The organism is Pseudomonas sp. LPH60, from assembly GCF_030718165.1.
Lineage (GTDB): Bacteria > Pseudomonadota > Gammaproteobacteria > Pseudomonadales > Pseudomonadaceae > Aquipseudomonas > Aquipseudomonas danubii.
The window spans coordinates 420,052-445,763 of the sequence record NZ_JAVAJH010000003.1; the positions used below are offsets into that span (position 1 = coordinate 420,052).

A 25,712-nucleotide genomic window follows, 5' to 3' on the forward strand; every position below is an offset into this window, starting at 1 on the left:
TTGTCTATTCGCGCCCTACCTTAAGGGACGGACGCGTTGAGGTCGAGATTAAAAATTCATGTGGCGATGAGGCGCAATGATGGCACCTCACCGTCAACGGTATTGGAGGAAGACGTTGTCTCGCCCGAACTGGTCACGCAGGGCTTGAATCAAGCTGTCTGCCGGGTCGATCCGCCAGTTCTCGCCAAACTGCAGCAAGGCCTTGGCGTCGTTACGGGTGTACTCCATGGTAATCGGGCACGCACCGCGGTGACGCTTGAACAACTCACCCAGCCAGCGTAGCTGATCGCCCTTGAGGGCATCGGTATGGACTTTCAGGCGCAGGCTTTCCGCCAGGTTGGTCCGCGCGTCTTCCATGCTCATCACCCGCTTGACCCGCAAACGCAGGCCGCCGGAGAAGTCGTCGTTGCTCACCTCGCCTTCCACCACCACCATGGCGTCGGTCTGCAACAGCGACTGGGCCGAGTGGAAGGCATCGGCAAACAAGGAGGCCTCGATCCGCCCCGAACGGTCGTCGAGGGTGATGAAACCCATCTTGTCGCCCTTTTTGTTCTTCATCACCCGCAGGGCAATGATCATGCCCGCTACCGTCTGGGTATCCCGGGCCGGTTTCAGGTCAATGATGCGCTGACGAGCGAAGCGGCGGATCTCGCCTTCATACTCATCAATCGGGTGCCCGGTCAGGTACAGGCCGAGGGTATCTTTCTCGCCTTTAAGGCGCTCCTTGAGGGTCAGTTCCTTGGCCTTGCGATGGTTGGCGTAGACATCCGCGTCCTCATCGACGAACACCCCGCCAAACAGGTCGGCGTGGCCGCTGTCGTGGGTACGGGCAGTTTGCTCCGCCGCCTTGATCGCCTCTTCCATGGCGGCCAGCAGTACCGCGCGGTTCTGGTCGATGTTGGCCTGGTAGGCCTTGGGCTCGTCGAAGAAGTGCGGGCCGAGACGGTCCAGGGCACCACTGCGAATCAGACCATCCAGGGTCCGTTTGTTAATGCGCTTGAGGTCGACCCGGGCACAGAAATCGAACAGGTCCTTGAACGGCCCCTCAGCACGGGCTTCGGTGATGGCTTCCACCGGTCCCTCGCCCACCCCTTTGATCGCGCCAAGGCCATAAACGATGCGACCTTCATCGTTCACCGTGAACTTGAATTCGGAAGTGTTTACGTCTGGCGCATCGAGGCGCAGTTTCATGGTCCGCACTTCCTCGATTAAGGTCACGACCTTGTCGGTGTTGTGCATATCCGCGGACAGTACCGCCGCCATGAAGGGCGCCGGGTAGTGAGCCTTGAGCCAGGCAGTCTGGTACGACACCAGGCCGTAGGCGGCGGAGTGGGATTTGTTGAAACCGTAACCGGCAAATTTTTCCACCAGGTCGAAGATGTTGCCCGCCAGGTCCGCATCGATGTTGTTGCTGGCGCAACCCTCAATGAAACCGCCACGCTGCTTGGCCATTTCCTCGGGCTTTTTCTTACCCATGGCCCGACGCAGCATGTCCGCACCACCGAGGGTGTAACCGGCCATGACCTGGGCAATCTGCATCACCTGTTCCTGATACAGGATGATGCCGTAGGTCGGCGCCAGAACCGGGCGCAGGCCATCGTACTGATAGTCGGGGTGCGGGTAGGCGAGTTCGGCGCGACCGTGTTTACGGTTGATGAAGTCATCCACCATGCCCGATTGCAGCGGCCCCGGACGGAACAGGGCCACCAGTGCAATCAGGTCTTCCAGGCAGTCGGGCTTGAGCTTCTTGATCAGCTCCTTCATACCCCGGGATTCAAGCTGGAATACCGCAGTGGTTTCAGCTTTCTGCAACAGGCTATAGGTCGGCTTGTCGTCCAGCGGGATAAAGGCGATATCCAGCGGTTCCTCGCCGACCTTGGCGCGGTCGCGGTTAATGGTTTTCAGCGCCCAATCGATAATGGTCAGGGTCCGCAGACCGAGGAAGTCGAACTTCACCAGACCGGCCGCCTCGACGTCATCCTTGTCGAACTGGGTCACCAGGCCGCCGCCTTCTTCGTCGCAGTAGATCGGCGAGAAGTCGGTGAGCTTGGTCGGCGCGATCACCACACCACCGGCGTGTTTACCGACGTTACGCACCACGCCTTCAAGCTTGCGCGCCATTTCCCAGATTTCCGCCGCTTCTTCATCGACCTTGATGAAGTCCCGCAGGATCTCTTCCTGCTCGTAGGCTTTTTCCAGGGTCATGCCAACTTCGAAGGGGATCATCTTCGACAGACGGTCGGCCAGGCCATAGGACTTGCCCTGAACCCGCGCCACGTCGCGCACCACCGCCTTGGCCGCCATGGAACCAAAAGTGATGATCTGGCTTACCGCGTTGCGGCCGTACTTCTCGGCCACGTAATCGATCACCCGGTCGCGACCGTCCATGCAGAAGTCGACGTCGAAGTCGGGCATGGAAACCCGTTCCGGGTTAAGGAAACGTTCGAACAGCAGGTCGTATTCCAAGGGGTCGAGGTCGGTGATCTTCTGCACGTAGGCCACCAGGGAGCCGGCACCCGAGCCTCGGCCCGGACCTACCGGCACGCCGTTGCTCTTGGCCCACTGGATAAAGTCCATAACGATCAGGAAGTAACCGGGGAATCCCATCTGGATGATGATATCCAGCTCGAAATTCAGCCGATCGACGTAGACCTGGCGCTTGGCTTCATAGTCCTCGGTGGTGTCCTTGGGCAGCAGCACGCTGAGGCGCTCGTCCAGGCCATCGAAGGAAACCTTGCGGAAATACTCATCGATGGTCATGCCATCTGGAATCGGATAATCAGGCAGGAAGTGCTTACCCAGCTTGACTTCGATATTGCAGCGCTTGGCGATCTCGACCGTGTTTTCCAGCGCCTCGGGCAGGTCGCTGAACAGCTCGGCCATTTCCTCGGCGCTTTTCAGGTACTGCTGATCGCTGTAGTTCTTCGAACGGCGCGGATCGTCCAGGGCCCGGCCTTCGCCGATGCACACCCGGGTTTCATGAGCCTCGAAATCTTCCTGCTTGATGAAACGCACATCGTTGGTGGCCACCAGCGGCGCACCGATCTTGTCGGCCAGGGCCACGGCGGCGTGCAGTTGCTCTTCATCATTGGGTCGGTTGGTACGCTGCACTTCCAGGTAGAACCGGTCCGGGAAGACCGCCATCCACTCCCGGGCCAGGGTTTCGGCGACCTCCAGGTCACCGGCGATCAGCGCCATGCCAATCTCGCCCTCCTTGGCCGCCGAGAGCATGATCAGGCCTTCTGCGGCCTCTGCTACCCACTCGCGCTCGATGATGATCTGGCCATTGCGCTGGCCATCGATAAAGCCGCGGGAAATCAGCTCGGTCAGGTTGCGGTAACCCACGGCGTTCATCACCAGCAGGCTGATGCGGCTCAGGGGGTTATCCGGGTCCTTGTTCGACAGCCACAGGTCGGCGCCGCAGATCGGCTTGATCCCCGCACCCATGCTGTTTTTGTAGAACTTGACCAGGGAACACATGTTGTTCTGGTCGGTGACCGCCACCGCAGGCATGCCCATGCCGGTGAGAGCCTTGACCAGCGGCTTGATCCGCACCAGACCGTCGACCAGGGAGTATTCAGTGTGCAGGCGCAGGTGAACGAATGAAGCCGGCATAGTGATCCTGTAATAAGCGCGAAAACAACAAGGCCCGGATTGTACCGGGCCTCGACTAAAACATCAGCCTCAGGACTGAATCTCGCCCTGCGCCTCACGGGCTTCATAGGCCTGCCGCACCGGGGCGAAGGAACGCCGGTGAATCGGCGTCGGCCCCAGGCGGGCCAGGGCCTCCAGGTGCACCGGCGTCGGATAGCCCTTGTGGCCACCGATACCGTAACCCGGGTAGATCAGCTCGAAAGCGGCCATTTCCCGGTCGCGGCTGACCTTGGCCAGAATCGACGCTGCAGCGATCGCCGGAACCTTGCTATCGCCCTTGACCACCGCCTCGGCCGGCATCGCCAGCTTCGGGCAACGGTTGCCGTCGATCATCGCCAGCTTCGGCGTCACGCTCAGGCCTTCCACCGCTCGCTGCATCGCCAGCATGGTGGCGTGGAGGATGTTCAGCTCGTCGATCTCTTCGACTTCAGCCCGAGCAATGCACCAGCTCAGGGCCTTCTCACAGATTTCATCGAACAGCTTCTCGCGACGGGCCTCAGTGAGTTTCTTCGAGTCGTTGAGGCCCAGAATCGGCCGTTGCGGATCAAGAATCACCGCAGCAGTGACAACCGCCCCGCACAAAGGGCCACGGCCAACTTCGTCGACACCGGCCACCAGGTCCTCGGCATCGGCCACCAGGGTGAAATCCAGGCCCATCTGCATCTTTGAATTACTCACAGGGTTTTGCCGATCAACCCAAGTACCGCTTGCGCGGCCTGGTTGGACGCATCACGGCGCAAGGTTCGGTGGATCTCGTCAAAGCCGCGGGTCTGCTCTTCACCACCATCGATCAGCGGCGACAGCGTCTGAGCCAGGGCCTCGGCAGTAGCGTCGTCCTGCAGCAACTCGGGCACCAGCAAACGCTGGGCCAGCAGGTTCGGCAAGGAAATATATGGACTCTTGACCATGCGCTTGAGAATCCAGAAAGTCAGCGGCGCCAGGCGATAGGCCACCACCATCGGACGCTTGTAGAGCAAGGCCTCCAGTGTGGCGGTACCGGAGGCGATCAACACCGCGTCACAAGCGGCCAAGGCCTTATGGGACTGACCATCGAGCAAGGTCAGCGGCAGGTCGCGACTGGCCAGCAGCTCTTCCAGCTGGACCCGACGCTCCGGGCTGGCGCACGGCATGATGAAGCGCACGCCTGGGCGCATGGCTCGTAAACGCTGGGCGGCATCGAGGAACAAGGCACCCAGGCGCCCTACTTCGCCGCCACGGCTGCCGGGCATCAAGGCCACCAGCGGACCGTCGGGCAAGCCCAGCTCCGCACGCGCTGCAGCGCGATCGGCTTGCAACGGAATGGCATCGGCCAGGGAGTGACCGACGAACTTCACCGGTACACCCTGCTCTTCATAGAAGCGAGCCTCGAAGGGAAACAGGGTCAGCATCAGATCGCAGCCTTCGCGGATCTTCAGAACCCGCTTCTGCCGCCATGCCCAGACCGACGGACTGACGTAGTGCACCGTCTTGATCCCGGCCTGACGCAACTTGAGTTCGATATTCAGGGTGAAATCCGGGGCATCGATCCCGATGAACACATCCGGCTTTTCAGCAATCAGGGTCTGGATCAGCTTCTTGCGTCGCGCCAGCAATTCACGCAACCGCCCAAGCACCTCCACCAACCCCATGACCGCCAGGCGCTCCATGGGAAAGTAGGAAGTGAGGCCTTCGGCTTCCATCAGCGGACCGCCGACGCCAATAAATTCAACGGCCGGGTGCTGAGCCTTGAAGGCTCGCATCAAACCGGCGCCGAGAATGTCGCCGGAAGCTTCGCCAGCCACCAGCGCAATACGCAGAGTGTTCATGATTAACGGGTGATGCCGCGAGTCGAAGACTGGATCGAGTCACGAAACACCGCGACTTCGGGGAACTGTGCAGCCGGCTCGGCCAGTTCGGCCAGGGCCTGATCCACCGTCAGCCCTTGGCGATAGACCGTCTTGTAGGCGCGACGCAGTGCATGGATTGCATCTTCGCTAAAACCGCGACGGCGCATGCCTTCGAAGTTCATGCTGCGGGCTTCGGCAGGGTTGCCGAACACCGTGACGAATGCCGGCACATCCTTGCCGATGGCGGTGCCCATGCCGGAGAAGCTGTGAGCGCCGATATGGCAGTACTGATGCACCAGGGTGAAGCCGGAGAGAATCGCCCAATCATCCACGTGCACATGCCCGGCCAACGCAGTGTTGTTGACCAGGATGCAGTGGTTGCCAATGACACTGTCGTGGCCGATATGGGCATAGGCCATGATCAGGTTGTGATCGCCCAGAGTGGTTTCGGAACGGTCCTGGACGGTGCCACGGTGAATGGTCACGCCTTCGCGGATCACGTTGTGGTCGCCAATAACCAGGCGGGTTTCCTCGCCTTTGTACTTCAGATCAGGCGTGTCCTCACCTACCGAGGAAAACTGGTAGATGCGGTTGTGCTTACCGATCCGGGTAGGGCCCTTGAGAATCACATGGGGCCCGATCACTGTACCCTCGCCGATTTCCACACCAGCGCCGATGATCGACCACGGGCCAACCTCAACGTCGTCGGCCAGGATGGCCGTCGGATCGATGATTGCGCGAGGGTCAATCAAACTCATAGTTTGCGTTCCGCACAGATGATTTCAGCGGAGCAGACAGGCTTGCCGTCTACCGACGCCTGGCACTCGAACTTCCAGATCTGACGCTTGCAGCTGATGAACTTGGCTTCAAGAATCAGTTGGTCGCCCGGCAGTACTGGCTGACGGAAGCGCAGCTTGTCGGAACCGACGAAGTAATAAAGGGTGCCGTCGGCTGGCTTCACGTCGAGCATCTTGAAACCGAGAATGCCCGCAGCCTGAGCCATGGCCTCGATGATCAACACGCCCGGCATGATCGGATGCGCCGGGAAGTGACCATTGAAGAACGGCTCGTTGATGCTGACATTCTTGTAGGCACGAATGCACTTGCCCTCGACATCCAGGTCCACTACCCGATCCACCAACAGGAAAGGGTAACGGTGAGGCAAGTATTCGCGAATCTCGTTGATGTCCATCATTTCGGGGGGAAGCCTGTAGTAAAGAGTGGGAGCGCGCGACTAACGCACGCCCCTCTAGCAAATCAAGGAGGCAGTCTAGCGGCTGTGCACACTTGATATGGAAATGGTATCAGCCATCTGATGAAGCATTGCCGTCAGGGGTCACGTCCCCAACGCGCTTTTCCAACTGGCGCAAACGCCGCGCAAGGTCATCGAGCTGACGGATGCGTGCCGCGCTTTTGCGCCACTCGGCAGCAGGTTGCATGGCCGTACCGGAAGAGTAAGCGCCCGGCTCGGTAATCGAGTGGGTCACCATGGTCATTCCAGTGAGGAATACGTTGTCACAAATCTCGATGTGCCCTACCAGACCCACACCGCCGGCGAGCATACAGTGCTTGCCGATCTTGGTGCTGCCGGAAATTCCCACACAAGCCGCCATCGCCGTGTGATCGCCGACCTGGACGTTGTGGGCAATCTGAATCTGGTTATCCAGCTTCACACCGTTGCCGATGACGGTATCGGCCAGAGCGCCGCGGTCAATCGCCGTATTGACGCCGATTTCCACATCGTCACCGATGGTCACACCGCCAATCTGCGCGATCTTCTGCCAGATGCCTTTTTCATTGGCAAAGCCGAAACCTTCACCCCCGAGCACCGCCCCCGACTGGATGACCACACGCTGACCAATGCGCACATCGTGGTACAAGGTCACCCGCGGGGCCAGCCAGCCGCCTTCGCCGATTTCGCAGCGAGCACCGATAAAGCAGTGGGCACCGATGGTTACTCCAGCCGCAATCCGCACACCAGACTCGATCACTGCAAACGGACCAATGCTGGCCGCCGGGTGCACCTGCGCATCGGCAGCAATCACCGCTGACGGATGGATACCCGCTGGCGCCTTGGGCTTGGGATCGAACAGATGGGAAATACGGGCGTAGGACAGATAAGGATCAGCCACCACCAATGCATCGCCGGCATAAGCCTCGGCATCAGCGGCCTTCAGCAATACCGCGCCCGCCTGGCAGTCCACCAGGTACTTGCGATACTGCGGATTTGCCAAAAAGCTCAACTGAGCTGGGCCAGCCTCCTGCAAGGTGGCTAGCCCAGTGATTTCCTTCTCCGCGTCGCCACGCAAGGTGGCGCCGAGGAACTCGGCCAATTGGCCGAGTTTTATGGTCGCGGTCATGGCTTACTTCAGCTGATTCATGCGCTCGATAACTTGGCGAGTGATGTCGTACTGAGGTTTGACATCGATCACTGCGCCACGCTCGAAAACCAGGTCGAAAGCACCTTTCTTGATGACTTCTTCAACGGCGCTGTCCAGCTTCGGCTTCAGTTGCTTGAGCATCTCGCGGTCAGCAACAGCCTTGGCTTCGTTCAGTTCCTTGGACTGGAACTGGAAGTCCCGAGCCTTTTGCTTGAATTCGAGCTCCAGACGCTCACGCTCGCCTTGCTGCATCTTGTCGCCACCGGCCACCAGGCGATCCTGGATGCCCTTGGCACTGCTTTCCAGAGTCTTCAGCTTGGTCAGTTGCGGGCCGAATTTCTTCTCGGCATCCACCGCGTACTTCTTGGCCGCGTCGGACTCCAGCAGAGCCATCTGATAGTTCAGAACAGCGATTTTCATTTCGGCAAACGCCGGGCTCGCGACCAGTACGGAGGCCAGGAGAACCAATTGAGTCAACTTACGCACGATGCACTCCTACAAAATCCATTGTCGTTATCTTGGGTAGACTATTAGAAAGTCTGACCGAGAGAGAATTGGAACACCTGAGTTTCAGCGTCATCCGGTTTCTTGATCGGCATCGCCAGGGCAAAGCTCAATGGCCCCAAAGCAGTGACCCAAGTCACACCAACACCCACCGAACTGGCCAGATTGCTCAAGCTGATATCGTTGCACTGCGTTTTCACATTCGACGCCGCAATGGTGTTGGACGTGCTTTCACAGCGAGAGTTGAAGACGTTACCCACATCCCAGAACAACGAAGTGCGCAGGGAACGCTGATCTTTGACGAACGGCAGCGGGAACAGCAACTCGGCACCACCCTGGATCAATACGTTACCGCCGAATGGCAGTGGATCCTGGTCTGGGTCGGCAGCTGTACCGGCGTTACCGGTTACACCAGCACCACGACTCGGAGTACTGCGCGGCCCCAGGGTACTGTCCTTGAAGCCACGTACCGAGTTGAAACCACCAGCATAGTAGTTCTCGTAGAACGGCAAGCCCTTGGTATCACCAAAGCCGTCGCCATAACCCAGTTCGGTATGGAAGCGCATGGTGTAGTTCTCACTCAGCGGAGTGAACAACTGACCACGGTAGTCGAGCTTGAAGAACGACAGGTCGCTACCTGGAGTAGTGGTTTCCAGAACCAGGCTTTGCGAATGGCCGCGAGTGGCCAGCACACCTTTGTTCAGGGTCGACTCGGACCAGCCGGCCGACGCCTTGAAGTTGAGGTAGCTGTCGCCCTGCTTGTTCACGAAGTCGAAGATTTCATCGACGGTGTACAGGCCGGTCTTGATCTTGTCCTGCTGCGCGGTCAGGCCGAAGGTCAGACGCGAAGTCTCACTGATCGGGTAGCCCACGCTGACGCCGGCACCGAGGCTGTCCACCGCATAGCTGGCCACGTCGACGTCGAGGTCTTTGTAGTCAGTGGTGCGATAGAAAGCGTTGTAACCCAGGCTCACGCCGTCGGCGGTCCAGTAGGGGTCAACGTAGCCGAAGTTGTAGCGGCTCTGGTATTCGCTGCGGGTCAGACCGATGCTGACCTTGTTACCGGTACCCAGGAAGTTGTTCTGGGTAATGGAACCACCGAGGATCAGACCAGCGCTCTGGGCGAAACCGACACTGGCGGTGATCGAACCGGATGCTTGCTCTTCAACCGCGTAGTTCACGTCAACCTGGTCATCAACACCCGGAACAGCCGGGGTCTCGACGTTGACTTCCTTGAAGAAGCCCAGGCGCTCAAGACGGGTCTTGGACTGGTCGATCAGGTAGGTCGAAGCCCAGCCGCCTTCCATCTGACGCATTTCACGACGCAGCACTTCGTCCTCGGACTTGGTGTTGCCACGGAAGTTGATACGGTTGACGTAGGCACGTTTACCCGGGTCTACCACGAAGGTGATGTCCACGGTGTGGTCTTCATCATGAGGCTGAGGCACGCCGTTGACGTTGGCGAAGGTGTAGCCCTCGTTACCCAGACGGCGGGTAATCAGTTCGGAAGTGGTGGTCATCAGCTTGCGCGAGAACACCTGGCCCTTCTCCACCAGCAACAGTGCCTTGACCTGATCTTCAGGTACTTTCAGGTCGCCGCTGAGCTTCACGTCACGAACGCTGTACTTCTCGCCTTCGTTGACGTTGACGGTAATGTAGACGTGCTTTTTGTCCGGGGTGATGGACACCTGGGTCGAAGCAATATCCATATTGATATAGCCACGGTCCAGGTAGTAGGAACGCAGACGCTCCAGGTCACCGGAGAGCTTTTCACGGGCGTACTTGTCGTCGTTCTTGAAGAACGACAGCCAGTTGGTGGTCTTGAGTTCGAACAGGCCAATCAGGTCTTCGTCTGGGAAGACAGTGTTGCCCACCACGTTGATGTGCTGGATGGCTGCGACCGTGCCTTCGTTGATATTGACCTTCAGGCCGACACGGTTGCGTGGCTGCGGAACCACTTCAGTCTCAACGGTGGCCGAGTAACGGCCCTGGGCGACATATTGGCGCTGCAACTCGTTACGAACGCCTTCGAGTGTTGCACGCTGGAAGATCTCACCTTCGGCCAGACCGGACTGTTTCAGGCCCTTCATCAAGTCTTCGGTGGAGATCGCCTTGTTGCCTTCGATCTCGATACTGGCAACCGACGGCCGCTCGACTACCGTAATGACCAGGACGTTGCCATCGCGGCCCAGTTGGATGTCTTGAAAGAAACCGGTTTTGAACAGCGCACGAGTGGATTCCACCAGGCGACGGTCGTCCGCCTGCTCGCCGACGTTCAACGGCAAGGCACCAAAGACGCTACCCGCGGAAACGCGCTGAAGGCCGTTGACGCGGATATCGGAGATAGTGAAGGACTCGGCGTGAACTTCGGCGATCATCAATACGGTGAGAACCGCAGTTAGCAGCAGACGTTTCATGAAGTCCTTTCTTATTCCAACTGGCAATAAACAAACTGCCGCAAAATGCGGCAGATTCGCAATTCAGCGAAGCGTTACAGACGACCCAGATCGTTGACCAGAGCAAGCAGCATGACTCCGACCACCAAGCTGATACCGATCTGTATCCCCCAACCTTGCACCCGATCCGACAAGGGACGACCACGCGCCCACTCGATCAGATAGAACAACAAATGCCCCCCATCCAATACCGGAATGGGCAACAAATTCAGAACACCCAGGCTAATACTCAGATAAGCAAGGAAATTCAAGAAATCAGCAATGCCCGACTGGGCAGAAGCGCCCGCCACTTTAGCAATGGTTATCGGTCCACTCAAGTTTTTTACCGAGAGCTCGCCGAACAACATTTTCTTCAGTGATTCGAGGGTCAGGACACTCATGGTCCAGGTCCGTCGAGCCCCTTCGCCAATCGCCTCCAGCGGGCCATAACTGACCTCGCGAAGCATCTCCGCAGGCCAGTCGACAGCTTTCACCCCAGCCCCAAGGTAGCCATTGGGCGCTTTGTTTTCGCCACGGCTGGCCAAGGTCACAGGGACGTCGATTTGAGCACCATCGCGCTCGACTTGCAGCACAATTTTCGTATCAGGGTGCACACGGACCCAATCAACCACCTGCTGCCAGTCACTGAGCGACTGCCCATCCAGCGCCAGCAGACGGTCGCCGGTTTTCAGGCCGGCAGCTTGGGCCGGGCCTTTCGGATCGAGCTCAGCCAGCACGGGGGGCAATGCCGGGCGCCATGGGCGAATCCCCAGGGAGCGGATCGGGTCCGGCTCGTCGGCACCCTTGAGCCATTTGTCCAGCACCAGCTGGCGAGAGGAGTCAACCGTCGCGCCCTGCTCGCGCACCTGCACCTGCAGCGTTCCGCTTTCACCCAGACGGCGCACCAGTTGCAGATTCACCGCCGCCCAACCGGAAGTTGGCTCACCATCGATGGCAACAATTTCCTCGCCGGCACCGAGGCCGGCCTTGGCGGCTATGCTCCCCGCCTCTACGCCACCGATGACCGGTCGGACCTGCTGACTGCCCAGCATCGCCAGAGCCCAGAAGAACACCAGGGCGAGTAGGAAGTTGGCGATCGGGCCGGCGGCAACAATAGCGATACGCTGGCGCACGGACTTGCGATTGAAGGACTGGTCGAGTTCATCGAGGGCCACTTCGCCTTCACGCTCGTCGAGCATCTTCACGTAGCCACCCAGGGGAATGGCGGCGATCACAAACTCGGTACCGCGACGATCGTGCCAGCGCAGCAACGGCATGCCAAAGCCCACGGAGAAGCGCAGCACCTTGACGCCACAGCGACGTGCGACCCAGAAGTGACCGAATTCATGGAAGGTGACCAGCACACCCAGGGCTACCAGGGTGCCGACAATCATATAGAGCGCGCTCATCTACTTTCTCCGCAATCCTATTCGCCGCCACTCGCCCGGTCGCAAATCCTATCGCCCGTTACGCTGCAACCATTGTTCTGCCAGGCTTCGGGCCTTGGCATCCGCCGCAAACACTGCATCGAGCTCATTGACTGCAACTACAGGTTCAAGGAGCAAGACTTCGTCGATGATACTCGCGATCTCCGGGTAACGGATGCGCCGATCAAGAAAGGCCGAAACAGCCACTTCATTGGCCGCATTGAGCATCGCCGGAGCGCTGCCCCCCGCCTCGGCAGCTTGACGCGCCAGACGCAGGCAAGGGAACCGCTGCTCGTCGGGTGCCTGGAAGTCCAGACGGGCAATCGCGAACAGATCCAACGGGGCGACACCGGAGTCGATACGTTCCGGCCAGGCCAGGGCGTTGGCGATAGGCGTGCGCATATCCGGGTTCCCCAACTGGGCAAGCACCGAGCCGTCGACATAATCCACCAGGGAATGGATCACGCTCTGCGGATGCACCACCACCTCGACCTGAGAAGGCTTGGCATCGAACAACCAGCAGGCCTCGATCAACTCCAACCCCTTGTTCATCATGCTCGCCGAATCCACGGAGATCTTGCGCCCCATGGACCAGTTCGGATGGGCACAGGCCTGTTCCGGCGAAACATGTTCGAGCTCGGCCAGAGGCGTCTGACGGAATGGACCGCCCGAAGCGGTCAACAGAATCCGTCGCACCCCGACCTGACTCAAGCCCCGAGAAAAATCCCCAGGCATGCATTGGAAAATCGCGTTGTGCTCACTGTCGATAGGCAGCAGCACCGAGCCACTCTTGCCTACCGCCTGCATGAACAGTGCGCCGGACATCACCAGCGCTTCTTTATTGGCCAGGAGGATCTTTTTGCCGGCCTCCACCGCCGCGAGGGTCGGACGCAGGCCCGCCGCCCCGACAATGGCCGCCATCACCGCATCGACTTCAGGCGCCGAGGCAACTTCACACAACCCCTGCTCCCCCACCAACACCCGAGTCGACAGGCCAGCGGCTCGCAGATCGTCCTGCAAAGTCCTCGCCGCAGCGACCTCAGGCACCACGGCAAAACGCGGCACATGGCGCACGCACAACGCCAGCAACTCGGCCAGACGGCTGAACCCGCTAAGGGCAAACACCTGATAGCGATCCGGATGACGAGCAATCACATCCAGCGTACTCAGGCCAATGGAGCCCGTAGCCCCCAGAACCGTGATCTGTTGCACACGACTCACAGTGCAGCCATCCACAGCAACACCGCAAACACCGGAATCGCCGCCGTCAGACTGTCGATCCGATCGAGCACACCGCCATGCCCCGGCAACAGATTGCTGCTGTCCTTGATGCCGGACTGACGCTTGAACATGCTCTCGGTCAGGTCACCGACCACCGAAATGAAGACCACAATGGCCGCACCCAACAGCCCCAACAGGATCTGTCCGAAGGACCAATCACGCACCAGCCCGACCACTGCCGTGATCACCAGGCTCAATACCAGGCCGCCATAGACGCCCTCCCAGCTCTTGCCAGGACTCACCTGTGGCGCCAGCTTGCGCTTGCCGAAGGCCTTGCCGGAGAAGTAGGCACCGATATCTGCCCCCCAAACCAGCACCATTACCGCCATGATCAACCAATTGCCCAGTGGCAACTGCTTGATGAACACCAAGCCCTGCCAGGCCGGCAACAGGATCAATAGACCGATCAGCAGCTTGGGGGCCGCCCCGGACCATTGCTCACTGGTGCGCGGATAGGTCAGCACCAGGAAAGTCGCCAACCCCCACCACAACACCGCGGCACCCAGCACCCAAGGCGCAACACCCGGGACCAGATGCATCAAGAACAGCAGCGCCGCCACTACCAGCGCGTAAGCCACCCGAGCCGGCTGCGCCTCGAAACCCGCCAGGCGCGCCCACTCCCAGGCCCCCAGGCTCACCACCAGACCGATGAACAGGGCAAACCCCGAACCTTCGAGCAGGAAAAACCCGCACAAGGCGATCGGCAGCAGGATCAGCGCAGTAATGATTCGTTGTTTAAGCATTAAACCCGGGCTCCAGCCTCGACCTGCTCGCTCGTTTTACCGAAGCGCCGCTGTCGAGATGCGTAATCGGCCAGCGCGTTGCGCATGGCTTCGTGTTTGAAGTCCGGCCAGAACAGGTCGGAGAAATACAGCTCGGCATAGGCCAGCTGCCACAGCAGGAAATTACTGATGCGATGCTCACCACCGGTGCGGATGCAGAGGTCCGGCAACGGCAAGTCGCCGGTTGCCAGACAGGTCTGCAACAGGCCCGGCGTGATGTCCTCGGGCCGCAGGTGACCGGCCTGAACCTCACGCGCCAGGCGCTGGGCGGCCTGGGCGATATCCCATTGACCGCCGTAGTTGGCAGCAATCTGCAGAATGAAACGATCACTGCCCGCGGTAATCGCTTCCGCCTCGCGCATCGCCGCCTGCAACTCGGGATGGAAACGCGAACGGTCGCCAATGATCCGCAGACTGATGTTGTTCTCGTTAAGACGCTTAGCCTCACGCCGCAGCGCCTTGAAGAACAGATCCATCAAGGCACTGACCTCATCGGCCGGGCGCTGCCAGTTTTCACTGGAAAAGGCAAACAGGGTCAGGACTTCGACCTTGGCCTCAGCGCACACTTCGATCACTGCACGTACCGCGTCAACGCCCGCTTTATGCCCGGCAACACCCGGCATAAAGCGTTTTTTTGCCCAGCGGTTATTACCGTCCATGATGATCGCCACATGGCGCGGCACCGAGGACAACACGGACTGCTTGGTCTTTTCCATGAAAACGCCTGACCCTTATACGGCCATCAAGTCCTTTTCTTTTTCCTCAGTCGCCTTGGCGATCTGAGCTTCAAAGTCCTTGATCAACTTGTCGATTTCGGCGCTGCCACGACGCTCTTCGTCTTCGCTGATTTCCTTGTCCTTGGTCAGTTTCTTCAACTCGCCAAGGGCGTCGCGACGGATGTTGCGCACGGCAACCCGCGCATCTTCGGCTGCGGCGCGCGCCTGCTTGGTGAAGCCCTTGCGGGTTTCCTCGGTCAGCGGCGCCATCTTGATCAGCAGCAGCTCGCCCAGGTTGGTCGGGTTGAGGTTGAGACCGGCACTGCCAATGGCCTTGTCGATGGCTCCGAGCATGTTGCGCTCGAACGGCACGACCTGCAGGGTCTGGGAGTCCTTCACGGTCACGTTGGCAACGCCGCTCAACGGCGTGTCGGTACCGTAGTAAGGCACCATCACGCTGCCCAGAATGCTGGGGTGTGCCTTGCCGGTGCGGATCTGGCCGAATGCATGCGCCAGAGACTCCAGGGTTTTCTTCATGCGCTCTTGAGCGTCTTTCTTGATTTCGTTGATCATTGCTCGCCTTCCTCGATCAGGGTTCCTTCAGCGCCACCATGCACGATATTCAGCAGGGCGCCGGGCTTGTTCATGTTGAATACCCGCAGCGGCATCTTGTGGTCGCGACACAGGCAAATGGCCGTCAGGTCCATCACTCCCAGCTTGCGATCCAGCACTTCATCGTAAGTCAGATGATCGAACTTCTCGGCATGTGGGTCCTTGAACGGGTCTGCAGTGTAAACACCGTCGACCTTGGTTGCCTTGAGCACGACATCGGCATCGATCTCGATGGCGCGCAGGCAGGCTGCGGAGTCGGTAGTGAAGAACGGGTTGCCGGTACCGGCCGCGAAAATCACCACTTCTTTGGAGTTCAGGTGGCGCATGGCCTTGCGACGGTCATAGTGATCGGTCACACCCACCATGGAAATAGCGGACATCACGATGGCCGAGATATTCGCACGTTCCAGCGCGTCGCGCATGGCCAGGGCGTTCATCACAGTGGCCAGCATGCCCATGTGGTCGCCTGTGACCCGATCCATCCCGGCAGCACTCAAGGCGGCGCCACGGAACAGGTTGCCACCACCGATCACCAGGCCTACCTGGACGCCGATGCCGACCAGTTGGCCAACTTCCAGCGCCATGCGGTCCAGCACCTTGGGGTCGATCCCGAACTCTTCCGAGCCCATCAGGGCCTCGCCGCTAAGCTTGAGTAGAATGCGTTTATAGCGAGCTTGATAACCACTGCCCTGCTGAGCCATTGCGAATCTCTCCTGCGGCGTATTTTAAAAATTCTTTGCGGGCTGTTTTCAGCCTGCGTTCACTCTAGCTTGACGCTGTCACAGCGCCATCAGAACACGACTTTGTAAACCGGTTCCGAGGTAAAGCAACAAAATTGCCCTGCCCATTTGAAAAGAGGCTGCGCGCGTGAGCGGGCAGCCTCTTCTGGGCGACAGTTGAAAAACCGTCTTACTGTTGCTTGGCAGCAGCCAGTTGTGCAGCAACTTCTTCAGCGAAGTTGTCTTCTTTCTTCTCGATGCCTTCACCTACTGCGAAACGGGTGAAGGAAACGATTTCAGCGCCGCCTTTCTTGGCCAGAGCACCTACGGTGACTTCTGGATCCTTGACGAAAGCTTGCTCAACCAGGCTGGCTTCAGCCAGGAACTTGCTGATACGGCCAGCGATCATTTTCTCGACGATTTCGGCTGGCTTGCCTTTCATCTTGTCTTCGTTCAGCTGCAGGAACACCGCTTTTTCGCGCTCGATGGCTTCGGCAGAAACCTGCGAAGGCAGCAGGAACTCAGGGTTGCTTGCCGCTACGTGCATGGCGATGTCTTTGGCCAGCTCAACGGAGCCGCCCTTCAGGACAACCGCAACACCGATCTTGTTACCGTGCAGGTAAGTACCGACCACGTCACCTTCAACGCGAGCCAGACGACGGATGTTGACGTTCTCACCGGTCTTGCCCACCAGGATCAGACGGTCAGCTTCCTGAGCCTCGATCAGCGGAGCGGCGTCGGTCAGTTTGTCAGCGAACGCTTTTTCAACGCTGGCAGCAACGAATGCCTTGAAGTCGTCCTGCAGAGCCAGGAAGTCGGTCTGCGAGTTCACTTCCAGCAGGACAGCGGCTTTACCGTCGTCCTTGATGGCGATAGCACCTTCAGCAGCCACGTTGCCTGCTTTCTTGGCAGCCTTGATGGCGCCGGAAGCACGCATGTCATCAATGGCTTTTTCGATGTCGCCGCCGGCCTTGGTCAAGGCCTTTTTGCAATCCATCATGCCTTCGCCGGTACGCTCGCGCAGTTCTTTGACCAACGCTGCAGTAATCTCTGCCATTTTCAAAATCCTCTTGGATAGGTTTTCAACCATTCCACCCGATCGAACGGGCGTTCAATTCTTGGGCGCTGCCCCGAATTCACTTCATAACAGCCCCGCATTACAGAAACTGCCGGGGCGCAACGACGAAATGATTTTCGAGTTGGCAAAAAGGGGGCCAAGCCCCCTTTTTGCGTACTGAGTAAACGCTAAGCGTCAGTTACTCAGGCTTCAGCCGCCGGTGCTGCAGCTTCTTCGAACACTTCGGTGCCGCCAGCAACGTTGTTGCGACCACGGATCACAGCGTCAGCCATCGAACCCATGTACAGCTGGATGGCGCGAATGGCGTCATCGTTGCCTGGGATGATGTAGTCAACGCCTTCCGGGCTGCTGTTGGTATCGACAACGCCGATGACCGGGATGCCCAGCTTGTTGGCTTCGGTGATCGCGATGCGCTCGTGATCAACGTCGATCACGAACAGTGCGTCAGGCAGGCCGCCCATGTCCTTGATACCACCCAGGGAACGATCCAGCTTTTCCAGGTCGCGAGTGCGCATCAGCGCCTCTTTCTTGGTCAGCTTGGCGAAGGTGCCGTCTTCTGCTTGCACTTCAAGGTCACGCAGACGCTTGATGGAAGCACGGATGGTTTTGTAGTTGGTCAGCATGCCGCCCAACCAGCGGTGATCGACGTACGGCGAACCGCAACGTGCTGCTTCTTCAGCAACGATCTTGCCAGCGGAACGCTTGGTGCCGACGAACAGAATCTTGTTTTTGCCCTGGGCCAGACGCTCTACGAAAGTCAGAGCTTCGTTGAACATTGGCAGGGTTTTTTCAAGGTTGATGATGTGAATCTTGTTACGCGCACCAAAAATGTACTTACCCATTTTCGGGTTCCAGTAACGGGTTTGGTGACCGAAGTGCACACCGGCCTTCAGCATATCGCGCATGTTGACTTGGGACATGATAGTTCCTTAATAAGTCGGGTTAGGCCTCCACGTATCCCAATGACCAACCAACAGCATGTGCTGAGGGCACCCAGGTCATCGTGTCGACACGTGTGTGGGTTTGAGCTTTTCGGGGCATCCCCGGAAAGCGGCGCATTTTATACCACAGCAAGGGCCAAAACGGAACCCGGATTCACATCCGTCGATCCTTGCAGTTTTCGCCCTGACCTTGGAAACAGCCCTGAATGCACCATTGTATGGAGACAAGCGCCAGCAGAACCTCAGATTTACGCTGAGCCTCTGTTAGAATCGCATCTTTGCGGCTTCCGAAAACCTCACCGATTCCAGCCTTGCAGGGGCAGGTTTTCAAGCCATTCCGTGTATATCGCGCCATTGAGCGTCAAGAGAGCCTGTATGACCGTCACCCTCAAAACTCCCGAGGACATCGCCAAAATGCGTGTCGCCGGCAAACTGGCCGCCGAAGTCCTGGAAATGATTGCCGAGCATGTCAAACCCGGTGTCACCACCGAAGAACTGGACCGAATCTGCCACGACTACATCGTCAACGTGCAGGGCGCTATCCCAGCCCCGCTGAACTACAAGGGTTTCCCCAAGTCCATCTGCACCTCGATCAATCACGTGGTGTGCCACGGCATTCCCAACGAGAAGCCCCTGAAGGACGGCGACACCCTGAACATCGACGTCACCGTCATCAAGGACGGCTACCACGGCGACACCAGCCGCATGTTCCACGTCGGCACCGTGCCAGTCTGGGCCGAGCGCCTGTCGCAGATCACCCAGGAATGCATGTACAAGGCCATCGAACTGGTGAAGCCGGGCTGCCGCCTGGGCGACATCGGCGAAGTGATCCAGAAGCACGCGGAAAAGAACGGCTTCTCGGTCGTGCGCGAATTCTGCGGCCACGGCATCGGCAAGGTATTCCACGAAGAGCCGCAGATCCTGCACTACGGCCGCGCCGGCACCGGCATGGAACTCAAGGCCGGCATGACCTTCACCATCGAGCCGATGATCAACCAGGGCAAGGCCGACACCAAGGTACTGGGCGACGGTTGGACCGCCATCACCAAGGACCGCAAGCTCTCGGCACAGTGGGAACACACCCTGCTGGTGACCGAAACCGGCTACGAGATCTTTACCCTGCGCAGCGATGACACCATCCCCCGGGTATCTGCCTGATCCACAACGCCGCGTCCCGACCTTATAGATAGAAAGGAAAGCCAATCGATGCCGCAGGTGGATCCCGAACTCTTCGACCGTGGCCAGTTCCAGGCGGAACTGGCACTGAAGGCCAGCCCCATCGCCGCCTTCAAGAAAGCCATCCGTCAGGCACGGGAAGTGCTCGACAACCGCTTTCGCAGCGGACGGGAAATCCGCCGGCTGATCGAGGACCGCGCCTGGTTCATCGATAACATCCTGCAAAAGGCCTGGGACCAGTTCACCTGGAGCAACGAGGCCGACATCGCCCTGGTGGCGGTCGGCGGCTACGGCCGCGGCGAGCTTCACCCCTATTCCGATATCGACCTGCTGATCCTCCTGGACAGCGCCGATCACGAGATCTTTCGCGACTCCATCGAACGCTTTCTCACCCTGCTCTGGGACATCGGCCTGGAAGTCGGGCAAAGCGTGCGTTCGGTGGATGAATGCGCCGAGGAGGCCCGGGCCGACCTGACGGTGATCACCAACCTGATGGAAAGCCGCACCATCGCCGGCCCCGAGCGCCTGCGCCAGCGCATGCTGGACGTCACCAGCACCGCACATATGTGGCCGAGCAAGGACTTCTTCCTGGCCAAGCACGCCGAGCAGAAGGCCCGCCACCACAAGTACAACGACACCGAATACAACCTGGAGCCCAACGTCAAAGGCTCCCCAGGCGGCCTGCGGGATATCCAGACCATTCTCTGGGTCGCCCGCCGCCAGTACGGCACCCTGAATCTGCGAGCCCTGGCCGGCGAAGGCTTCCTGGTGGAAAGCGAAAACGCCCTGCTGGCCTCCTCTCAGGAGTTCCTGTGGAAGGTCCGCTACGCCCTGCACATGCTCGCCGGCCGCGCCGAAGACCGCCTGCTGCTGGACCACCAACGCTCCATCGCCGAGCTACTGGGTTTCAGCGGTGAAGACGTCAAACAGTCGATTGAAAGCTTCATGCAGCAGTACTACCGGGTGGTGATGAGCATCGCTCAGTTGAGCGACCTGATCATCCAGCACTTCGAGGAAGTGATCCTCGCCCCCGAGGACGAAGCCCCGCCGCAGCCGATCAACGCCCGCTTCCAGCTGCATGACGGCTATATCGAGGCGATCAACGACAACGTGTTCAAACGCACGCCGTTCGCCATGCTGGAAATCTTCGTGCTGATGGCCCAGCACCCGGAGATCAAGGGCGTGCGCGCCGACACCATCCGCCTGCTGCGCGAACACCGGCACCTGATCGACGACGACTTCCGCCACGACATCCGCAACACCAGCCTGTTCATCGAGCTGTTCAAGTGCGAGATCGGCATCCACCGCAACCTGCGGCGGATGAACCGCTACGGCATCCTCGGACGCTACCTGCCGGAGTTCGGCTTCATCGTCGGACAGATGCAGCACGACCTGTTCCACATCTATACCGTGGACGCCCACACGCTGAATCTGATCAAGCACCTGCGCAAGATGCAGTACACGCCGATCTCCGAGAAATTCCCCCTGGCCAGCAAGCTCATGGGCAAGCTGCCCAAGCCCGAGCTGATCTACCTGGCCGGCCTGTATCACGACATCGGCAAGGGCCGCCACGGCGACCACTCGGAAATTGGCGCGGTGGATGCCGAAGCCTTCTGTGTGCGTCACCAACTGCCTTTATGGGACACCCGGCTGATCGTCTGGCTGGTGCAGAACCATCTGGTGATGTCCACCACCGCCCAGCGCAAGGACCTGTCCGACCCGCAGGTGATCCACGATTTCGCCCAGACCGTGGTCGACCAGACCCGTCTCGACTATCTCTACGTGCTGACGGTCGCCGACATCTACGCCACCAACCCGACCCTGTGGAACTCCTGGCGCGCCAGCCTGTTGCGCCAGCTCTACACCGAAACCAAGCGCGCCCTGCGCCGCGGTCTGGAAAACCCGGTGGACCGCGAAGAGCAGATCCGCCAGACCCAGAGCGCCGCCCTGGACATCCTGGTGCGCAACGGCACCGACCCGGACGAAGTGGAACAACTCTGGTCGCAACTGGGGGACGACTACTTCCTGCGCCACACCGCCGGCGATGTGGCCTGGCACAGCGACGCGATCCTCCAGCAGCCGGCGGACGGCGGCCCGTTGGTGCTGATCAAGGAAATCACCCAGCGCGAGTTCGAGGGCGGCACCCAGATTTTCATCTACGCCCCGGACCAGCACGACTTCTTCGCGGTGACCGTGGCCGCCATGGACCAGCTCAACCTGAACATCCATGACGCACGCATCATCACCTCCAGCAGCCAGTTCACCCTCGACACCTACATCGTCCTGGACAACGACGGCGAGTCCATCGGCAACAACCCGCAGCGGGTCGAACAGATCCGCAAGGGCCTGACCGATGCCCTGCGCAACCCCGACGACTACCCGACCATCATCCAGCGCCGGGTGCCGCGCCAGCTCAAGCATTTTGCCTTCGCCCCCGAAGTGACCATCCACAACGACGCCCAGCGCCCGGTCACAGTGCTGGAGCTCAGTGCCCCGGATCGCCCAGGCCTGCTGGCGCGGATCGGCAAGATCTTCCTGGAGTTCGACCTGTCGCTGCAGAATGCCAAGATCGCCACCCTGGGCGAGCGCGTGGAAGACGTGTTCTTCATCACCGACGCGCACAACCAGCCCCTTTCCGACCCCCAGCTGTGCAGCCGCTTGCAGGATGCGATCGTCGAACAGTTGAGTGTCAGCCATGAACCGACTATCGAAATGACCCGCCTGAGCATCTGAAGGGTCCGAACCGCCGCTTTGAGTGAGAAAACGCACCGATGAACAACGCTCTGAACCAGTTGCAGCCCTACCCGTTCGAAAAGCTGCGAGCCCTGCTCGGCACCGTGACCCCCAACCCGGACAAGCGCCCGATCGCCCTGTCCATCGGCGAACCCAAGCACCGCTCGCCGAGCTTTGTCGCCGAAGCCCTGGCCAGCAACCTCGATCAGATGGCGGTGTACCCCACCACCCTGGGCATCCCGGCGCTGCGTGAAGCCATCGCTGGCTGGTGCGAGCGCCGCTTCGGCGTGCCGACCGGCTGGATCGACCCGGCGCGCAACGTATTGCCGGTCAACGGCACCCGCGAAGCCCTGTTCGCCTTCACCCAGACCGTAGTCAACCGCGGTGACGACGCCTTGGTGGTCAGCCCCAACCCCTTCTATCAGATCTACGAAGGCGCAGCCTTCCTTGCCGGGGCCAAGCCGCACTACCTGCCGTGCCTGGATGAAAACGGCTTCAACCCGGATTTCGACGCCGTATCGGCCGAGATCTGGCAGCGCTGCCAGATCCTCTTCCTGTGCTCCCCGGGCAACCCCACCGGCGCGCTGATCCCGCTGGACACCCTGAAAAAACTGATCGCCCTGGCCGACGAACACGACTTTGTGATCGCCGCCGACGAGTGCTACAGCGAGCTGTACTTCGACGAACAGACCCCGCCGCCGGGGCTGCTCAGCGCCTGCGTCGAACTGGGCCGCAAAGACTTCAAGCGTTGCGTGGTGTTCCACAGCCTGTCCAAACGCTCCAACCTGCCGGGCCTGCGCTCCGGCTTCGTGGCCGGCGACGCCGACATCCTCAAGGGCTTCCTGCTGTACCGCACCTACCACGGCTGCGCCATGCCGGTGCAGACCCAGTTGGCCAGCGTCGCCGCCTGGAACGACGAAGTGCACGTACGCGCCAACCGCGCCCTCTACCGCGAGAAGTTCGACGCGGTGCTGGCGATCCTCGCGCCGGTAATGGACGTGCAGCGCCCGGACGGCAGCTTCTACCTGTGGCCCAACGTGGCCGGGGATGACGCCGCCTTCTGCCGCGACCTGTTCGAGCAGGAACACGTGACCGTGGTCCCGGGTTCCTACCTGTCGCGGGATGTGGACGGCACCAACCCGGGCGCCGGACGGGTGCGCATGGCGCTGGTCGCGCCGCTGGCGGAGTGCGTGGAAGCCGCCGAGCGGATTCGCGATTTCGTGTTGCGTCGCGCTTAAAGTCCCTCTCCGGCGCGCCGGCTCCTGCATCACTTGCACAGGAGCCGGCTGGCCGGCGAACGCCTTACTTCACCTGCCCCAGATTCGCCTCGCTCAAATCCAGGTCCGCCAACACCTCTCGCAGCACATCATCACCGATCTGGTGATGCCGGCTCAGGCGGTACAGCTCCAGCCGTTGCGCCCGCAGGGCCTTGAGCCGCAGGCGCCGTTCCAGCAAGTCCATCTGCAATGCCAAGGCCTGGGCCTCGGCGGAATCGTTGTAGACCTCCAACTGATGCCGGTACTCAGCCATCAAACGGCCCTTGAGCTCGGTGGCCAGTGCCGCCTGGGCCGCATCGGGGGCCTCACTGGTTTCAGCCACTTCCTCGGCTTCCAACGCATGGATCGCCGCCTCGGCGGTCTTGCGCCAGGCATCGCGCACTTCGCCGCGGCGCTTATCGTCGGGGCTCTTCACAATGCCGCGCAACAGCAGCGGCAGGGCAATGCAGGCCGCCACCAGGGACAGCAGGATCACTCCAGCGGCGATAAAGATCAGCAGATCACGTTCGGGGAAGGCCTCCCCGGCGCCCAGGAACAAGGGCACCGACATCACGCCGGCCAGGGTCACCGCCCCACGCACCCCGCCCACCGTCAGCAGCCAGCAGGAGCGCGCCGTGGGCACCAGGGTCAGCTCGCCCTTGCCGCGCCAGCGCCGCAGCAACCCGGACAGGCGCCAGATGCTCTGCACCCAGATAAAGCGCAATACCAACAGCACCAGGAAGATCGCCAGCACATCCAGGCAGCGGTAGAACAGGGTCGGCCAGAGCGAGGTCTCGTGACTGACCACGGCCTTGACGATGTCCGGCAGTTGCAGGCCCAAGAGCAGAAAAATCAGGCCATTGAAGGCAAATTCCAGCAGCGACCAGACACTGCGATTGAGCAGTCGGGTGCTGGTCTGGCGCGGCAGCAGGTCGAGCCAGCTCTGCATCATGCCCGCCGCCACCGCCGAGAGAATGCCCGAGGCACCCAGGCGCTCGGCCAGGACGTAAGCCGCGAAGGGCAATAGCAACATGAACACCACATGGGTCGCCGGATCGTCCCAGCCGCGGGCGATCATCCAGGCCCGCAGGCGCCCGACCAGCCAGCTCAGGGCCACACCGACCGCCAAGCCACCCACCGCCACCAGGACAAAGGTCAGGCTGGCATTGGCCAGGGAGAACACCCCGGTAACGGCGGCCACCAGGGCGAACTTGAAAGTCACCAGGCCCGAGGCATCGTTCATCAGGGCTACTCACCATATGTGGACACAAAACAACTACTCGCCATACGCGCAGATGGACAGACACCCACATCCGACGAAGAACTGACTGACAGGAACGACTACCCTCCCGCCATCAGAGCAGATGATGAAATAGCACTCGAAGCGCCACGGGGAGTGGGAAGGATGAGGTGTTGATGATTCAGGGAGATGTTGAAAGCAGTGCCTAATACGTCTGATCGAACCCGCGCGGAGTTAGCGCAACGACAATGTGTAGTGGCCGACGAATCCCGGACACATTTGTAGACGAGTACATTCGCGCCCAAGAAGTGTTCGATGAGCAGACGACAGCGCACCTTATTACCCCGCCCTCAAGCGTGAGGCTGTCAGCCTGATCCTACACCTAAGCTGAAGCTGCCTTGGGCCGCGAAATCCTTTGGTGAGTGAACCACATTACGGCGGAGAGTCGCCCAGTAGCAACTTGAACGTGGAGAGGTCATACCTTGCCAAGGCTCGCACAATTGAACAAGAGACGCCCCATAAGCATCAAGCCCGTGTCAACAGCATGTGTGTTGTGCGCACTAGCAGAACTCGGCTGAGCGCTACGACACTGCCAATATCCTTGATCAAACATTCACCATGACAGCCCCGGTGCTGCACGGTGCGGTGACATGAACGATGTATGTACGCCAGGCCGATGGCATGACTTGCCGTTGTAGATAGATTTGGAGATTCGCAGGCCGGTGGATTGGGCGATGTCCGCCATACCCGATGCCTAGCTAGGCCATTGAGGCGCGCTAAAGGGCTACAAGATGCATGATTAGCTAAGTGGCGCCGCAAGCAAAAAGGCCAATACGGTAGACACAGTCTTCGTCAGCGGAGCAGACGCTACCTGGATGGTTCAGAGTCTGAATCTGAGGAAAAATCACAGCGACACCGCTCCAGTAAGCGGATGACTTGACGACACTGATG

The 25,712-nt window shown here is 59.9% G+C and carries 19 protein-coding genes and 1 pseudogene; 3 read left to right on the forward strand and 17 right to left on the reverse strand.

Annotated elements, in window-relative coordinates; translation table 11 throughout:
• Window positions 1–93 precede the first annotated feature (93 nt).
• From dnaE to rpsB, 16 genes are all read right to left on the reverse strand, one after another.
• The gene (dnaE, locus tag Q8O96_RS12370; protein WP_115581704.1) at window positions 94–3,615 is read right to left on the reverse strand and encodes a DNA polymerase III subunit alpha; all 3,522 of its coding nucleotides are present in this window, start codon (window positions 3,613–3,615) and stop codon (window positions 94–96) included.
• Window positions 3,616–3,684: 69 nt separating this feature from the next.
• Window positions 3,685–4,317, reverse strand: a complete 633-nt coding sequence (gene rnhB / locus Q8O96_RS12375) for a ribonuclease HII (RefSeq protein ID WP_102861377.1) — start codon at window positions 4,315–4,317, stop codon at window positions 3,685–3,687.
• 11 nt (window positions 4,318–4,328) lie between these two features.
• A complete protein-coding gene (lpxB, locus tag Q8O96_RS12380) occupies window positions 4,329–5,459 on the reverse strand; it encodes a lipid-A-disaccharide synthase (RefSeq protein WP_102861376.1) in 1,131 nt (376 codons plus the stop codon).
• Between the two features lie 2 nt (window positions 5,460–5,461).
• Entirely contained in the window at window positions 5,462–6,238 is a 777-nt protein-coding gene (gene lpxA, locus Q8O96_RS12385; protein WP_102861375.1) for an acyl-ACP--UDP-N-acetylglucosamine O-acyltransferase, read from the reverse strand.
• Window positions 6,235–6,675, reverse strand: coding sequence for a 3-hydroxyacyl-ACP dehydratase FabZ (gene fabZ, locus Q8O96_RS12390; RefSeq protein WP_007924058.1), 441 nt, complete (start codon window positions 6,673–6,675; stop codon window positions 6,235–6,237). Before fabZ ends, lpxA begins: the two co-directional genes overlap by 4 nt.
• Before the next feature lie 109 nt (window positions 6,676–6,784).
• A complete protein-coding gene (lpxD, locus tag Q8O96_RS12395; RefSeq protein ID WP_115581703.1) occupies window positions 6,785–7,840 on the reverse strand; it encodes a UDP-3-O-(3-hydroxymyristoyl)glucosamine N-acyltransferase in 1,056 nt (351 codons plus the stop codon).
• 3 nt (window positions 7,841–7,843) lie between these two features.
• On the reverse strand, window positions 7,844–8,347 hold the full coding sequence (locus tag Q8O96_RS12400) for an OmpH family outer membrane protein (RefSeq protein ID WP_102861373.1): 504 nt from the start codon (window positions 8,345–8,347) through the stop codon (window positions 7,844–7,846).
• A gap of 44 nt (window positions 8,348–8,391) precedes the next feature.
• Complete coding sequence (gene bamA, locus Q8O96_RS12405) at window positions 8,392–10,782, reverse strand: outer membrane protein assembly factor BamA (RefSeq protein WP_102861372.1); 2,391 nt, start codon at window positions 10,780–10,782, stop codon at window positions 8,392–8,394.
• 74 nt (window positions 10,783–10,856) lie between these two features.
• On the reverse strand, window positions 10,857–12,209 hold the full coding sequence (gene rseP / locus Q8O96_RS12410; protein WP_102861371.1) for a sigma E protease regulator RseP: 1,353 nt from the start codon (window positions 12,207–12,209) through the stop codon (window positions 10,857–10,859).
• A gap of 48 nt (window positions 12,210–12,257) precedes the next feature.
• Window positions 12,258–13,448, reverse strand: coding sequence for a 1-deoxy-D-xylulose-5-phosphate reductoisomerase (gene ispC, locus Q8O96_RS12415; protein ID WP_115581700.1), 1,191 nt, complete (start codon window positions 13,446–13,448; stop codon window positions 12,258–12,260).
• Window positions 13,445–14,251: a phosphatidate cytidylyltransferase gene (locus tag Q8O96_RS12420; RefSeq protein WP_102861369.1), complete on the reverse strand. Its 807-nt coding sequence runs from the start codon at window positions 14,249–14,251 to the stop codon at window positions 13,445–13,447. Before Q8O96_RS12420 ends, ispC begins: the two co-directional genes overlap by 4 nt.
• Window positions 14,251–15,006 carry a polyprenyl diphosphate synthase gene (gene uppS / locus Q8O96_RS12425; RefSeq protein WP_011059528.1) on the reverse strand — a complete coding sequence of 252 codons (756 nt, stop codon included), beginning with the start codon at window positions 15,004–15,006 and terminating at the stop codon, window positions 14,251–14,253. Before uppS ends, Q8O96_RS12420 begins: the two co-directional genes overlap by 1 nt.
• Before the next feature lie 15 nt (window positions 15,007–15,021).
• On the reverse strand, window positions 15,022–15,579 hold the full coding sequence (gene frr, locus Q8O96_RS12430; RefSeq protein WP_102861367.1) for a ribosome recycling factor: 558 nt from the start codon (window positions 15,577–15,579) through the stop codon (window positions 15,022–15,024).
• On the reverse strand, window positions 15,576–16,319 hold the full coding sequence (gene pyrH / locus Q8O96_RS12435) for a UMP kinase (protein WP_011059526.1): 744 nt from the start codon (window positions 16,317–16,319) through the stop codon (window positions 15,576–15,578). Before pyrH ends, frr begins: the two co-directional genes overlap by 4 nt.
• Window positions 16,320–16,527: 208 nt before the next feature.
• Window positions 16,528–17,394, reverse strand: a complete 867-nt coding sequence (tsf, locus tag Q8O96_RS12440) for a translation elongation factor Ts (RefSeq protein ID WP_016962579.1) — start codon at window positions 17,392–17,394, stop codon at window positions 16,528–16,530.
• A 203-nt stretch (window positions 17,395–17,597) separates the two neighbouring features.
• Window positions 17,598–18,335, reverse strand: a complete 738-nt coding sequence (gene rpsB / locus Q8O96_RS12445; RefSeq protein ID WP_011059524.1) for a 30S ribosomal protein S2 — start codon at window positions 18,333–18,335, stop codon at window positions 17,598–17,600.
• A gap of 396 nt (window positions 18,336–18,731) precedes the next feature.
• Between rpsB and map the strand changes: the two genes are divergently transcribed.
• The 3 genes from map to dapC are packed head-to-tail and all read left to right on the forward strand — an operon-like array spanning window position 18,732 to window position 23,503.
• Window positions 18,732–19,514: a type I methionyl aminopeptidase gene (map, locus tag Q8O96_RS12450; protein ID WP_102861366.1), complete on the forward strand. Its 783-nt coding sequence runs from the start codon at window positions 18,732–18,734 to the stop codon at window positions 19,512–19,514.
• A gap of 48 nt (window positions 19,515–19,562) precedes the next feature.
• A complete protein-coding gene (locus tag Q8O96_RS12455) occupies window positions 19,563–22,265 on the forward strand; it encodes a [protein-PII] uridylyltransferase (RefSeq protein WP_102861365.1) in 2,703 nt (900 codons plus the stop codon).
• A 38-nt stretch (window positions 22,266–22,303) separates the two neighbouring features.
• The gene (dapC, locus tag Q8O96_RS12460; protein ID WP_305948863.1) at window positions 22,304–23,503 is read left to right on the forward strand and encodes a succinyldiaminopimelate transaminase; all 1,200 of its coding nucleotides are present in this window, start codon (window positions 22,304–22,306) and stop codon (window positions 23,501–23,503) included.
• A gap of 64 nt (window positions 23,504–23,567) precedes the next feature.
• Here dapC and Q8O96_RS12465 read toward each other — a convergent pair.
• Window positions 23,568–24,770, reverse strand: a pseudogene (locus Q8O96_RS12465) (cation:proton antiporter); the annotation flags it as partial.
• Window positions 24,771–25,712: the final 942 nt, after the last annotated feature.

Coding starts and splice junctions, on each gene's coding strand:
- dnaE (WP_115581704.1), bottom strand. CDS start 3,615: ATGCCGGCTTCATTCGTTCACCTGCGCCTGCACACTGAATACTCCCTG.
- rnhB (WP_102861377.1), bottom strand. CDS start 4,317: ATGCAGATGGGCCTGGATTTCACCCTGGTGGCCGATGCCGAGGACCTG.
- lpxB (WP_102861376.1), bottom strand. CDS start 5,459: ATGAACACTCTGCGTATTGCGCTGGTGGCTGGCGAAGCTTCCGGCGAC.
- lpxA (WP_102861375.1), bottom strand. CDS start 6,238: ATGAGTTTGATTGACCCTCGCGCAATCATCGATCCGACGGCCATCCTG.
- fabZ (WP_007924058.1), bottom strand. CDS start 6,675: ATGATGGACATCAACGAGATTCGCGAATACTTGCCTCACCGTTACCCT.
- lpxD (WP_115581703.1), bottom strand. CDS start 7,840: ATGACCGCGACCATAAAACTCGGCCAATTGGCCGAGTTCCTCGGCGCC.
- bamA (WP_102861372.1), bottom strand. CDS start 10,782: ATGAAACGTCTGCTGCTAACTGCGGTTCTCACCGTATTGATGATCGCC.
- rseP (WP_102861371.1), bottom strand. CDS start 12,209: ATGAGCGCGCTCTATATGATTGTCGGCACCCTGGTAGCCCTGGGTGTG.
- Q8O96_RS12420 (WP_102861369.1), bottom strand. CDS start 14,251: ATGCTTAAACAACGAATCATTACTGCGCTGATCCTGCTGCCGATCGCC.
- uppS (WP_011059528.1), bottom strand. CDS start 15,006: ATGGAAAAGACCAAGCAGTCCGTGTTGTCCTCGGTGCCGCGCCATGTG.
- frr (WP_102861367.1), bottom strand. CDS start 15,579: ATGATCAACGAAATCAAGAAAGACGCTCAAGAGCGCATGAAGAAAACC.
- pyrH (WP_011059526.1), bottom strand. CDS start 16,319: ATGGCTCAGCAGGGCAGTGGTTATCAAGCTCGCTATAAACGCATTCTA.
- tsf (WP_016962579.1), bottom strand. CDS start 17,394: ATGGCAGAGATTACTGCAGCGTTGGTCAAAGAACTGCGCGAGCGTACC.
- rpsB (WP_011059524.1), bottom strand. CDS start 18,335: ATGTCCCAAGTCAACATGCGCGATATGCTGAAGGCCGGTGTGCACTTC.
- map (WP_102861366.1), top strand. CDS start 18,732: ATGACCGTCACCCTCAAAACTCCCGAGGACATCGCCAAAATGCGTGTC.
- Q8O96_RS12455 (WP_102861365.1), top strand. CDS start 19,563: ATGCCGCAGGTGGATCCCGAACTCTTCGACCGTGGCCAGTTCCAGGCG.
- dapC (WP_305948863.1), top strand. CDS start 22,304: ATGAACAACGCTCTGAACCAGTTGCAGCCCTACCCGTTCGAAAAGCTG.